At 50.7% G+C, this 12,752-nt stretch carries 8 protein-coding genes; 3 read left to right on the top strand and 5 right to left on the bottom strand.

Annotated features, from left to right (window positions below; genetic code table 11):
* Positions 1-77: 77 nt before the first annotated feature.
* The 4 genes from menH to truA all read right to left on the bottom strand — a co-directional run bounded on the left by menH (position 78) and on the right by truA (position 4,814).
* Positions 78-881, bottom strand: coding sequence for a 2-succinyl-6-hydroxy-2,4-cyclohexadiene-1-carboxylate synthase (gene menH / locus DHAF_RS02435; protein ID WP_015942781.1), 804 nt, complete (start codon positions 879-881; stop codon positions 78-80).
* A 27-nt stretch (positions 882-908) separates the two neighbouring features.
* Positions 909-2,561 carry a 2-succinyl-5-enolpyruvyl-6-hydroxy-3-cyclohexene-1-carboxylic-acid synthase gene (gene menD / locus DHAF_RS02430; protein WP_011459122.1) on the bottom strand — a complete coding sequence of 551 codons (1,653 nt, stop codon included), beginning with the start codon at positions 2,559-2,561 and terminating at the stop codon, positions 909-911.
* Positions 2,562-2,576: 15 nt separating this feature from the next.
* The gene (locus DHAF_RS02425) at positions 2,577-3,755 is read right to left on the bottom strand and encodes an isochorismate synthase (protein WP_005810068.1); all 1,179 of its coding nucleotides are present in this window, start codon (positions 3,753-3,755) and stop codon (positions 2,577-2,579) included.
* Positions 3,756-3,998: 243 nt separating this feature from the next.
* Positions 3,999-4,814: a tRNA pseudouridine(38-40) synthase TruA gene (truA, locus tag DHAF_RS02420; protein WP_015942779.1), complete on the bottom strand. Its 816-nt coding sequence runs from the start codon at positions 4,812-4,814 to the stop codon at positions 3,999-4,001.
* Between the two features lie 323 nt (positions 4,815-5,137).
* On the opposite strand from truA, the gene acs reads away from it, so the two are divergent.
* From acs to DHAF_RS02405, 3 genes are all read left to right on the top strand, one after another.
* Positions 5,138-7,069, top strand: a complete 1,932-nt coding sequence (acs, locus tag DHAF_RS02415) for an acetate--CoA ligase (RefSeq protein ID WP_011459120.1) — start codon at positions 5,138-5,140, stop codon at positions 7,067-7,069.
* 268 nt (positions 7,070-7,337) lie between these two features.
* A complete protein-coding gene (locus tag DHAF_RS02410; protein ID WP_011459119.1) occupies positions 7,338-8,585 on the top strand; it encodes an L-lactate MFS transporter in 1,248 nt (415 codons plus the stop codon).
* A gap of 314 nt (positions 8,586-8,899) precedes the next feature.
* Positions 8,900-10,474 carry an FAD-dependent oxidoreductase gene (locus DHAF_RS02405; protein WP_015942778.1) on the top strand — a complete coding sequence of 525 codons (1,575 nt, stop codon included), beginning with the start codon at positions 8,900-8,902 and terminating at the stop codon, positions 10,472-10,474.
* Between the two features lie 131 nt (positions 10,475-10,605).
* Here the strand turns inward: DHAF_RS02405 and DHAF_RS02400 are convergent, their stop codons facing one another.
* Positions 10,606-12,573, bottom strand: coding sequence for a sigma-54 interaction domain-containing protein (locus tag DHAF_RS02400; RefSeq protein WP_015942777.1), 1,968 nt, complete (start codon positions 12,571-12,573; stop codon positions 10,606-10,608).
* Between the last annotated feature and the right edge of the window lie 179 nt (positions 12,574-12,752).

The raw sequence follows: 12,752 nt of genomic DNA, 5'->3' as shown, positions 1-12,752 counted from the left end.
CATACCTCCAATCAAACTTTTTCACACCTTCAGGGCTGAGAGCACCAGACCAAAAACACCGGACCAAAGGCATGGCCTTAAGGCTTGGCTAACTCCTGCAAAAAATTCCCGACTATTTCCGCAAACGTGACGGGATTTTCAAGATGAGCATTATGTCCCGCCCCCGGGATCATCTCCCTCTTGATTCCGGGGTTTAAATCCATGAGCTCCTGGCCAATTTCCTTATACTTCTCATCCTGTTCCCCATGGATGTACAGGATTGGCATCGATAAAGTCGGGATCTGCTCCCTTAAACAGGGAAACACTCCCTGCCCGCTTCCCAGCAGAGTATTGGCCAGGGCATGAGGCGCATTCCCCAGACGCCTTGCCCTGATCTTAGCGCGGATTTCCGGAGGCAAGCGGGTCTGGGAGGCAAACAGAGGGAGGCTGGACCAGTGCTCAGCGAACCACTCTATTCCCCTATCCAGAATCTCCTGGGCCAGCCGGACATCCTGTTCTCTCCGCAGAGCCCGCTGCTCCTCGTCCCCTATCCCATAAGCTGAACTCTCCAGAATCAGCCCCTGAACCTCCCGGGGATAAGCGGCCCCATAAGCCAAGGCTATACGCCCACCCAGAGAATAGCCCAGCAAAGAATATCCCGTGCAGCCTAACTCTGCCATCAGCTCATGGAGATGCCCCAGCAGCACGGGCAGTTCGTAGGGTTCAAGGGAACGGGGCTTAGCGCTGCGGCCATGCCCGAGCAAATCCACCAGGACCATTTGACAGTCCTGAAGCTGAAGGGCTTCCCAGGTGCCGGAGTTTTCCGCAAAACCATGGAAACAGACCAGAGTCGGCCCGGAACCCTTTACCTCCGCATAATACCGGCAGCCCTCAATCGTCATGAACACCTTGTTCTCCTCACTTATCCTTTAATCAAGATTCGTCAACCGATCATGGAGCTCTTTGCTCAGCCGGGCATCGATTTTGACATTCAGCACCTTGACCCCACTTAAAGTCAGGGCTTCCTGAAAATTCTGCGCAAAGCTTTCATAATCAACCGGTTCATAATAAGTCAGATCATAGAGGGTCTTAAGCCCGCTGAAATCCATACCGTGAGGGGTCATAAACAGCAATTCAAAATACTTATTTTCACTTTGGGGCAGATACTTAAAAATAGCACCCCCATTATTATTGAGGAGGACGATAATTAAATTCAGTCCATGGTTTTTCCCGATCAGCAGGCCGTTTAAATCATGAAAGAAGGCTAAGTCCCCGGTCAGCAGCACCGTAGGATGGCCGCTGGTGGCAACTCCCAAAGCAGTGGAGACCGTGCCGTCGATGCCATTGGCCCCCCGGTTGCCTAAGACTTTAATCCGTTGTCGACGTGCCTCCAGAAAGTAATCCACATCGCGGATGGCCATACTATTGGCAACAAAGAGACGGCTCCCCTCGGGAAGACTGTCCTGCAGCTTTTGCACCAGCTTCCCTTCAAACAGCTCCTCCTCATCCTGAGCGAGATTGAGCCGCCGGCGCATGCGGGCTTGATAATGCTGCCACCGTCCCGAGTAGCCATCATCGGTATTGTGAACCTTGACAGACCGGGCAAAAGCCTTGGGGGAGGCCACAAGATACCGGCTGATCGACAAGGAGGGATCCCGGTATTGAAAGTAGTCATTGACCTGAAAATACAGAACATCCTGATGCATGGCCGTGAAATTCTGCAACCGTTTGGAAACGGGAGTCTGACCAAAATGAATGATAAATTCAGGCTTTAATTCCACCTTAACCGCATCACTTTTCAGAAAGGCGTCATAGCAATCCATGATCAGGGGATGGTCATCATTGCGAAAATTGGCGAGAGGATCGGCCAGCAGGGGGGCCTTTAAGCGCTCTGCCAGCTCCAGAACCTCCCTGTGATAATCCGCGTAAGGATCACCGCCGCAGATAATGATTCCCTTTTTATCCTGGAAAACCGAACTATCCATAGTTAGCCCCTTCTCCCCTGTTTTCCAGGCAAAAGGATAGTCCAAGCGGCCCGCCGTGAAATCCACCCCATCCAGATCAGGGCTTAAGGGTTCACGCAAAGGGATATTGATATGAGCTACCCCATATCCCTGATCCAAAGAACTTACATAGGCTTTGCGCATCACCCCGCGCACATACCGATACATGCCTTCCCTTTCTTCAGGAAGAGCCAGTTCTTCAAAGTACTTGGCGTAATCATGATAAAACTTGATTTGATCGATGGTTTGAGGAGCCCCCACCTGACGCAACTCGGGGGGCCGGTCTGCCGTTAAAACGATTAAGGGGACATGGGAATGCTTTGCCTCGACGATAGCCGGGAAGTAATGGGCCACCGCCGAACCGGAGGAACATACCAGCACAACGGGGCGCTCTTTTTCCTTAGCTATGCCTAATGCGAAAAACCCTGCCGACCGTTCATCGATACCGACATAGACCTGAAAGCCGTATTCGCAAAACAGCACGGAGAGGGGAGTGGAACGGGAACCGGGACTGATGACCGCTTCACGCACACCGAGCTGGTATAATTCGTCAACCAGGGCCGCAATATAATTTGTCATCGTTGTTCCCCTTTATCACAGACTTTCCAGGATGGTTTTGGCTTTATGGGCCGTCTCCGCATACTCCTCTGCACATTCTGAACTGGCGACGATCCCACAGCCTGTATAGGCATAAACTGTCCTTCCCTCAATGAGAGCCGAGCGGATTCCGGCCACAAAGATGCCATCCCCCTCTTCGTTCATGATGCCCAGCGGTGCGGCATATAGCCCCCGCTCATGCTTTTCCCAGCGGGCGATGATGGCCAAAGCCTCTGCCACCGGATATCCGCCTAAGGCCGGGGTAGGATGCAGGCGTGCAACCCAAGCGGTTAAAGAGCTATTCTCCTTGGCCTTCGCTGCCAGAGGAGTCTTCAGGTGATACAAATTCCTGAGCTGCAACGTCGTCGTCTCTCCGATCAGGACTTCATCGCTGTATGTGTTCATGACCTTGGCTATGTAATCCAGGACTATTTGATGCTCATGACGGTTTTTGGGATCGTTGAGAAGGGCCGTCTTCCCTTGCTCATCCTCTTCATCAGCAGTTCGTGCCCGGGTACCCGCCAAAGCATAGCTCATGATTTGCCCTTTTTCCTTCCTCGCTACTATTTCCGGCGTTGCGCCAAGGAAGGTCTTTCCCTCCTTACAATAGGCAAAAACGAAGGAATGGGGATTTTTCTCCATAAGGTTTTTCAACACACTTTCAACGGACACCATGGTATTACACTGAATTTTTATCTCCCGGGAAATCACCACTTTCTGAACTTTCCCGGCCAGAACTTTTTGTTTTGCACACTGGAATAACTCCTGCCATTCCTGATAGTCATCAGCAAGGATCTCATAATCATGTCGATGGGAAGCAAACTCTTTGGGGGGAACAGCGGAAATATCGGCTGTCTCATGGGCGTAATAAAGCTTTTGCCCGGCCTTTTCTTCAACCAGATAGTATTGGAAGGCTATGGTCTCATTGCCCAGCCCCGACCATTTCGGATCTTTAAGGGTGGGAAAGAAAGTTCTGGTGGAAAAGACAAAGGGATATCCCCGGTAGCTCTCCCCCGGCCCAAAGGTTTTTAAACGCCTGGCCCCCATAATAAGCTGTTGCTGGAAAGGATGATAAAACAACACCCGCTCCTCATCTTCAAAGCTCTGCCAAAAAGCAAAGCTGTCTTTTAAAGCCACTTCCTTCACTTGGTAGTTCAAACTTATCTCCCCGTTCAAATTCGCTTAAATCAAATAATGAATTCAAGTTCATTTCTTCATCTTGGATATTACTCTCATTCCTATTTATTGTCAATAAAAAAAATCCCCCCATAGTGTTTTAAGCAGTCAATGCCAAAAGCCTGAGGAGAATTGACTTTCCTCAGGCTTTCCTTTCAGTGAATTATTTTCCTGTCCCAAAAACGAAAGCGCTTTCGTTTTTGGGACAGCCCGGCAAAAAAAGATCTTCAGGTACTCCGTGGTTTATCTAGAATCATGGCTAACGCCCTCCTGAAACAACTCAGGAAAAATATCCCTGGGCAGCTCTTCCCCATAATGAACATAACTCAGAGTGAGTCCCTGGGGAGTTGCCGTAACTCCCCCCCGTTTCCGATCGAGAGACGCCAGTATATCCGGAATCTCCCCCGGCTGAATGCGGTTTTTCCCCACATAAACCAAGGTCCCGGCAATAATACGCACCATATTATAAAGGAAGCCATCGCCGATGCAGGTAATCCGGAGATGTCCCTGATTCTCCGCCACTTGACATAGATAGAGGGTGCGTTCAAAGGTTTTGCTGGTTCCCCCTGCCGCTGAAAAAGCTTTAAAATTATGCCGTCCCACCAAATACTGGGCCCCCTGCTGCATCCTTTGCCAATCCAGCCTGACAGGCTCATGCAAAGAGTACAGCCGGGTAAAGACATCGGCTACCGGATGGTTATCGATCCGGTAGTCATAGCGCTTCCACTTAGCGGAGAAACGGGCATGAAAATCCTCCGCTGCTTCCTGAGCCGCCAGGATGCGGATATCCCGGGGGAGCAGACTGTTAAAAGCCTTGGGAATCTTATCTACGGGGATCCGGGCCCCGGTCCGGAAATTTACCACTTGACCGGCGGCATGAACCCCTGTATCTGTTCGTCCGGCTGTATTGAGGGTTACTTGTTCTTCCACCAGCTTAGCCCACACTGTCTCCAGAGTACCTTGAATAGTGGGGCCGTGGAATTCCGGCTGGCGTTGAAACCCATGGTAATAGGTCCCGTCATAAGCAACCTTCAGACAAATATTCCTCTTATCATCCATCTGGAAGCTATCCTTTCTATCCTTAATATAGCATGGCCTTTCTTTCCCATATTAAAACCCCCGTTCAACACCGTCAAGCCACCGTTGAACCCCCAAGTTCCCCCGCCTCCCCATTGCCCTAGAAAAAACGACCATTCGCCCTGGAAGGAACTTTTTCTCCAAAGTTTGTGCCCCGGATAACTTCCCGGAAAGCTCCTTTAATCCCGGTCCGCCGCCCTTTCATTCTTATTCCGTTTTCTTCCTTTCCCCCCTTTGATACAATGCAATAAACATTTTCATCTTTATAAACTATTGAGGATGGTATGAGAGAAGGAGGACTACCTATGGAAGAAAAGAATCTTGAGGCTTTGCTGGAAGAGGATAGACAGTTCATCCCCAGTGAGGAATTCCACAAAAACGCACTCATTCAAAGCGCGGATATCTATGAACAAGGTCAAAGCCTCGGCTTTTGGGAGGAACAGGCTAAACAACTCTCCTGGTTGAGCCCTTGGGAAAAAACCCTGGAGTGGAATCCTCCCTTCGCCCAGTGGTTTGTCGGCGGGAAACTCAACGCCTCCGCCAACTGTCTGGATCGCCACCTCCAGGATTGGCATCGCAATAAAGCCGCTATTATCTTCGAAGGCGAAAACGGGGACAGCCAGGTTCTTACCTACCAGGATCTCCATCGTGAAGTCTCCAAATTCGCTAATGTCCTCAAAGCCAATGGGGTGAACAAAGGTGATCGGGTCACCATCTATCTGCCCATGATTCCGGAAGCTGTGATTTCCATGCTGGCTTGCGCCCGGATTGGGGCTCCCCACAGTGTGGTCTTCGGAGGCTTCAGTTCGGAAGCTTTGCGGGATCGGGTCATTGATGCTCAGGCCAAAGCCGTCATCACTTCCGATGGCAGCTTCCGCCGGGGCAACACCATCCCCTTGAAAGATAATACCGATATCGCTTTGGACGGCGTGGACTGCGTGGAACATGTCTTTGTCATTCAACGAACCAAACAAACCGTACAAATGAAGGAAGAGCGGGACCTTTGGTATCATGAAGAAATGGCCAAGGCCTCCCCGGTGTGTCCGGCGGAGCCCATGGATGCAGAAGATATGCTCTTTATCCTCTACACCAGCGGTACCACAGGAAAACCCAAGGGTGTAGTCCATACCACGGGGGGCTATATGGTAGGGGTATCCACCACCCATCGCTGGGTCTTTGATCTCAAGGAAGAGGATGTTTACTGGTGCACCGCGGATGTGGGCTGGATTACCGGTCACTCCTATATTGTCTACGGCCCCTTGGCCAATGGAGCCACTGTCCTTATGTATGAGGGAAGTCCTGATTATCCGAACCGGGATCGGTTCTGGGAAATCGTCGAGAAATACAAAGTCACCATTCTTTATACCGCACCCACCGCCATCCGGACCTTTATGAAGTGGGGTCCCCAATATCCCCAGAGCCGGGATCTATCCAGCCTGCGCTTGCTGGGCTCTGTGGGTGAACCCATCAATCCGGAAGCCTGGATGTGGTACTACAAATACATCGGCGGGGAACGGTGCCCCATCGTGGATACCTGGTGGCAAACCGAGACGGGTATGATTATGATGACCCCTCTGCCGGGAATTACTTCCTTAAAGCCCGGTTCCTGTACCGTACCTTTCCCAGGAGTCAGAATCGAAGTGGTGGACAGCGCCGGCCATCCCGTCCCCAAGGGAGGCGGCGGCTACCTGGCTATCAAGGAGCCCTGGCCTGCTATGCTGCGCAATATCTACGGAGATCCGGCGCGCTTCGAGCGGACGTACTTCGGCAACTGGCCGGGAGTCTACTTCCCCGGTGATGGCGCCAAGTGGGATAAGGACGGATATTTCTGGATACTGGGCCGGGTGGATGATGTCATCAACGTTTCTGGTCACCGGATCGGCACCATGGAAGTGGAAAGCGCTTTAGTGGATCACCCCTCTGTTGCCGAGGCTGCCGTTATCGGTAAAAACCATGAAGTTAAAGGGCAGGCCCTGGCCTGTTTCGTCACTTTAAAGGAAGGCATCGAAATCACTCCCGATCTGGAGGACGAATTAAAGAAACATGTGGCAAAGAAGATCGGAGCTCTGGCCCGGCCGGATGATATCTTCTTTACCGCCGAACTGCCCAAGACCCGCAGCGGTAAGATCATGCGCCGCCTCCTCAGAGACATTGCCGAGGGACGTGCTATCGGTGATACCACCACTTTGGCCGATGCCTCTGTGGTCAATACCCTTAAAGCCAATTACCAGGAGTAAGTCAACCCCATAGTGAGAAGTCCCTCACTACTATGAGGCCAGGGATTCCCCTGGCCTTTCTTTAACCATATCTCCAGCATTCCAAGCCTTCATTTTCCTAGTGTATATGATAAGCCTCCCTAAATGTATATTGATGAAAATATAAAACCCCGCAGCCGTCTTAAATGAATCCTGTCAAAGATGACCAAAGCCATAATTTCATAATTATTGTCAATTCCCATCGGATTTTCTTGAGCCCCAACGTTTCCCAAAGGAAAGGAGCGAGATTATGAATAAAACTACGCGCGGGTGGACTGTAACCTTTGCCGGCACAGGTATCAACCTTGCCCTGGGAGTGCTCTATACCTGGAGTGTTTTCGCCGCTGCCTTGACCGAGCAATTAGCCTGGTCAAAAACTGCCGCCTCCCTGCCCTATACGGTGGCCTGTGCGGTATTTGCCCTGATGATGGTTCCCGGAGGCCGCCTCCAGGACCGTTTCGGACCCCGCTGGGTGGCTACGGCAGGAGGCATCTTCGCCGGAGGAGGACTTATTCTAAGCAGCCTGACGGATTCTCTCTTCGTCCTCACCTTAACCTTCGGACTCATCGCCGGAATTGGGATCGGCCTTGGCTATTCGGCAGCAACCCCGGCCGCTGTAAAATGGTTCCCTCCCCAAAAGAAAGGCCTGATCTCAGGCATCGTCGTCGCCGGTTTTGGATTAGCCTCCCTCTACATCGCTCCCCTGACCAATTCTCTCATCGGCAATCTCGGTGTCAAAAGCGCCTTCCGCATTGAGGGATTGATTTTCCTCTTTGCCATTGTTGCTCTCTCCCAAGTATTAGCAGTTCCTCAATCTAACCCCACCCCCACCGCTCCCTCCACACCGGCCTCTCCCCAAGCCGCCACTTCCCTCAATGCTCCCCCATCTCCTCCGCCTGCAGCAAAAGGGGATTTCAGCTGGCAGGAAATGCTTAAAGATCCCCGCTTCTATCTCCTCTGGGTTATGTTCGCTGCCGGTGCTACCGCAGGACTTATGATCATCGGGCAGCTTTCCACCATCACTAAGCTTCAGACCGGGATCTCCTGGGGTTTCGCCATGGTCGCTTTGTTGGCCATCTTTAACGCCGGCGGCCGGGTGTTGGCCGGTTGGCTTTCAGACCGAATCGGCAGAAGTTGGACCATGCGCATCTTTTTCAGTCTGCAAGGTCTTAATATGCTGGCCTTTACCTTCTACAGCAGCCCCGCGCTCATCGCCCTGGGGGCCATTATGACCGGTCTGAGCTATGGTTCCCTCCTTTCCCTTTTCCCCTCAGCCACTTATGACTTTTTCGGCACCAAAAACGGCGGTGTCAACTACGGGCTGATCTTCACCGCCTGGGGTGTGGGCGGAGTCTTCGGTCCTCTGATGGCCGGAGCAGTGGTGGACCTGACCAACAGTTACTTCTATGCTTATTTAATCGCTGCCGCTCTCTGTCTGATCGCCGCTTTCCTGACCATCTTCCTAAAAAGCAGTCCCCTGGAAGCGGAAAAAGCATAGTCAAGACTGCAGGCCAGAATACGCCGACAAGCCGACAAAGCGTAAACATTGACTGCATCTTAACTTAATAAATATGGCGGTTAAGCTTAACGTAAAGACCACTGGCTACCAGAGGTCTTTACGTTTTTCTTATGCTCTTCAAAAGTGCTAAGGTCCGGATAACGGTATTCTTCTTTAAGCCTTATTTACGAAAACCTGATTTATCAAATAACATTAGAGTTTTTTGGAATAATAAAAGCCTGTAGATAAGTTAAGCACTGGTTTCTCTCCTGAAATCAGTCTCCATCAAATTGAACCAAAGGAGGGTATTAAATATGACTCTAAATCGACGGGATTTTCTTAAGAAGGCATCCTTAGGCGCTGCCGTAATGGCTGGTTCCGGCTTCTTAGTCGGCTGTAACACCACCAATGTCACTCCCCCTGCCGCTACTCCTGACAAATGGGATATGGAGACGGACGTGGTCGTTGTCGGAGCAGGCAACGGCGGCTTAAGTGCGGGTGCCGCTGCTGCGGAAGAGGGAAAAAAGGTCATCATCTGCGAAATCAGTGGTTTCATCGGCGGTGGTTCCATTTATTCCGGCGGCGGGCTCCACACCTGGGGCACCAAAACCTGGGAGGAATACAAAGCTCACACGGAAGACTTGCACGACCCGGTCTTGGCTAAAACCTATGTGGAAACCTTCAGACAAACCTACATTCCCTGGCTGCAAAAAATCGGCATTCCCATCACCCCAGCCGGCGGGGATCGGGGTTATCTCAAAGACTACACCATGGGCTCCGGAGAGCAGGGCTATCTCAGGCAAAAAGCCTATTTCGATGCTTTGCAAAAATTCATCGAAGGCAAAGGCGGCCAGATCTTAACCAACACCCGGGTTCGCCAATTGGTTATCGACGAAAACGGTGCCGTCAACGGGGTTTACGCTCAGAAAAAAGGAGAGAATCCGGTCTTTATTAAAGCCGGTGCTGTGGTCTTGGCTGCCGGAGGCTTCCAAGCCAACAAAGGCCTGACCGCCCAATACATAGGCTCCTATGGGGACACTGTCCGCAATATGGGAACTCCCTACAATACCGGGAGCGGTATGCTCATGGCTCAAGGTGTGGGAGCATTGACCGGCGGCAGTTTCTCCACTTTCTCCGGAACCCTCATCGGAATTTCTCCTAATCGTCAAACTGAGGAAAACCCTGAAGAGTATGAAAAGGCCCGGAGCGGCGATCCCCAGACTCTCCCCGGCATCGGCAACGGCCGGCCGCCCGCGCCCGGCTGGGTCTCCTTCCTTTTCCCGGAAGATACCACCGGCATTTTAGTCAATCTTCAAGGCAAGCGGTTTATGGATGAAACTTCGCCTATTGATGCCAAGTATCCCCGGGTCCCCCAAACCATTATCAAGCAAAAGCGGGGCATGGCTCTTATGATCGCCGACCAGGCCATCTTTGACAAAAACAAAAGCTCAGACGCCATTCTGAAAATGAATGAAAGCCAGGGAGTCAAGGTGATCAAAGGCAATACTCTGGATGAATTGGCCACGAAATTGCAGGATGCCTATGGTGTCTATAAAGGAACCTTGATCAAAACCATTAACGACTATAACACAGCTGTTGGTAACGGTACCGCGGCTCAGTTGGATGTTCCCAGAGTAGGAGGGCATTTTAAAGTTGCCGCCGGCCCCTTCTATGCCTTTCCCACAGGTGTCGCCATCTACCACACCTTTGGCGGTCTGATTATCAACGAAAAGGCTCAGGTTCTCGATCTGCAGCGGCAGCCCATCGCGAATCTCTATGCCGCGCCTCCTACTGCCGCCATGTTCCGGGAACCCTATGCAGGTGGGATCGCCTCGGCAGGAACCTTTGGCTACATTGCCGGTAAAGTGATTGCCAAGGGCTCAGTCTGATTCCCTCATAGTAACCGATAAGATAAGATTCAAACTGGCATGCTTCTAGCCAAAAGAGGTATCTTGCCTGATACACTTCTCTGTCAATAGAAAACAGGGCTTATCAGTTCTTGCTGATAATGCCCTGTTTTTTATGCATCCAATACCTCTCTGCCGGAATTGGATTTACCATTGAGCTTCGTGTAGAGGGTCCTGCGATTGATTCCCAGCTGTTGGGCAGCCAGACTTTGGTTCCCATCCACCAGCTCCAGGACATACTCAATGACCCTTCTCTCAGCCAATTCCAGCAAACCTTGGCGATGGGAGGTCGTCTGGACTGTCTCTGCCACTAATTTTTCCACAGTTCTTTTCCTATAAGCTTGCTGTATGCCCGGAGATAGATGCTCCAGCATGAGAGTCTCTCCATCCTCCAGCATAATGATCGCCCGCTCCATAGCATGCTCCAGTTCCCGGACATTGCCCCGCCAATAATACCTCTGCAGCGCATCGACGAACACTGGATCCATTTTAATCTTACCCCGATCGTATTTTGAGGCAAGCTTCTTAATAAAATACTCGGCCAAAGCTCCAATGTCTTCCTTGCGCTGCCTTAAGGCCGGCAGCTCAATAATAAAGGTACTGATCCGGTAGAATAAATCCTCACGGAATAAACCATCATCGGCATGCTTCAGCAGATCGATCTTGGTGGCCGCCACGATGCGGACATCCACTTGGATTTCTTTGGTGCTGCCGATCTTCTGCACTTTCCCAGTGGAGAGCACACGCAGGAGTTTGATTTGATCCTTAAGGGGCATGCTTTCGATCTCATCCAGGAAGAGGGTTCCTCCTGAAGCCGCTTCTACCTTACCGATCCTGCCTCCCTTCAGAGCACCGGTAAAAGAGCCTTCTTCATAACCGAACAACTCACTTTCCACCAGCTCCCCGGGGAGGGCCCCGCAGTTAATCGCCACGAAAGGTCCGTTGCGGCGAGGACTGGCACAATGCATGGCTTGAGCAAACATTTCCTTACCTGTGCCGCTCTCGCCATGAATCATAACCGGTACCGAAGTCCTGGCTACATTGGCAGCAACCTTTTTGGCTTCCTTAAGGAGGGTACTTTCCCCAATAATCTGGTCAAAGGTAAACAGCCCTTTTCCTTCCCCTTCCGGAGATGGAGAAATTCCAGGCTTTCTGCCCTCCAGCCTGTCTTTAAGCAAGATAAGCTTATAAGGTTTTTCATTATCCACCTGAATTTCTGCACAAGTAACCGCAGCTTCTTGCTTATCCTTAAAACCTGCTCCGACACCCAACCTTGCCAGATGCTTGTTTAATTCGCTCTCTATATTGTTCTTGCGCCTAATCTTCAATAGTTCCAAAATTTTATTGTTATAAAGCTGAACCGTATCCCGCTCATCCACAAAGGCAACTCCATGGGGCATACAATCAATAATCTTTTGGATATGCTTCTCATACCCATTTGTCAAAGGCAGGTACAAGCTATCAAAAGCCTGGGCGATAAAGCTGATCATACTATAAGCCTGAATGCAAAATCGGGGATCTTCAAATCCTAAACCCAAAGCTCCGATGACTTCATTCTTTTCATTATGAATCGGAGCCGAAACACCATGATTCTGAGTATAGTTTTGACTGTACCGATAAGGGTGAACCAGAAGGATGGGCTGATTATAAAGTTTTGCAAGGCAACTGGCGGTGGTACCTACGGTTTTCTCATTGCAATGTCCCAAGGAAGCATGACCGGACATTCCACCACTGCGAAACAGATGATAGTTTAAACCATCAGCAGTATTAAGGTATAGGGTAAGATCGTCCTGCTCCACGAGTTCCACTATCCGCTCAAAAAAGAACCCGTATCTGTTTAAAATCTCCTGTAAATTTTTATATTCTTTTCCTGAGAGATTGACCGGATGGGGGTCTGTCCCATAGGGATCGATCCCATAGCTTCTGCTCCGCTCCCATGATTCAATCACTTCGCTCGGAACCATTTGCTTATTAACCTTTTCCCCCGCTAAAAAGCGCTGCCATTCATCCTTAATCTTCGGGAAGTATGCGGGATCAATCCCTTCCGCCCTCACTAACTTCAAACAATCGTGCAACCTCATCTTTCTTCACTCTCCCCAGGCATCCTCTTTTCTACCCTCGCATAGTTTCCTGGCCCTATAACGGTTATACCGCTCTTTATATTTCTTGATACCAGGTTATGAACTTCAAGCAAAGGATAACTATTTCTTTCACATGAACGCAGATATGCTTTAATTATACTAAATGGAACAATTAAGAA

Origin of the sequence: Desulfitobacterium hafniense DCB-2 (genome assembly GCF_000021925.1) — a bacterium.
Lineage (GTDB): Bacteria > Bacillota > Desulfitobacteriia > Desulfitobacteriales > Desulfitobacteriaceae > Desulfitobacterium > Desulfitobacterium hafniense.
Note: the sequence above shows the minus strand (reverse complement) of the source record. Positions and strands in the feature narration are given on the sequence as shown.

What these genes read in the sequence shown, in the direction of transcription:
- menH (WP_015942781.1), bottom strand. Translation starts at nt 881, where the DNA reads ATGACGATTGAGGGCTGCCGGTATTATGCGGAGGTAAAGGGTTCCGGG.
- menD (WP_011459122.1), bottom strand. Translation starts at nt 2,561, where the DNA reads ATGACAAATTATATTGCGGCCCTGGTTGACGAATTATACCAGCTCGGT.
- truA (WP_015942779.1), bottom strand. Translation starts at nt 4,814, where the DNA reads ATGGATGATAAGAGGAATATTTGTCTGAAGGTTGCTTATGACGGGACC.
- acs (WP_011459120.1), top strand. Translation starts at nt 5,138, where the DNA reads ATGGAAGAAAAGAATCTTGAGGCTTTGCTGGAAGAGGATAGACAGTTC.
- DHAF_RS02410 (WP_011459119.1), top strand. Translation starts at nt 7,338, where the DNA reads ATGAATAAAACTACGCGCGGGTGGACTGTAACCTTTGCCGGCACAGGT.
- DHAF_RS02405 (WP_015942778.1), top strand. Translation starts at nt 8,900, where the DNA reads ATGACTCTAAATCGACGGGATTTTCTTAAGAAGGCATCCTTAGGCGCT.
- DHAF_RS02400 (WP_015942777.1), bottom strand. Translation starts at nt 12,573, where the DNA reads ATGAGGTTGCACGATTGTTTGAAGTTAGTGAGGGCGGAAGGGATTGAT.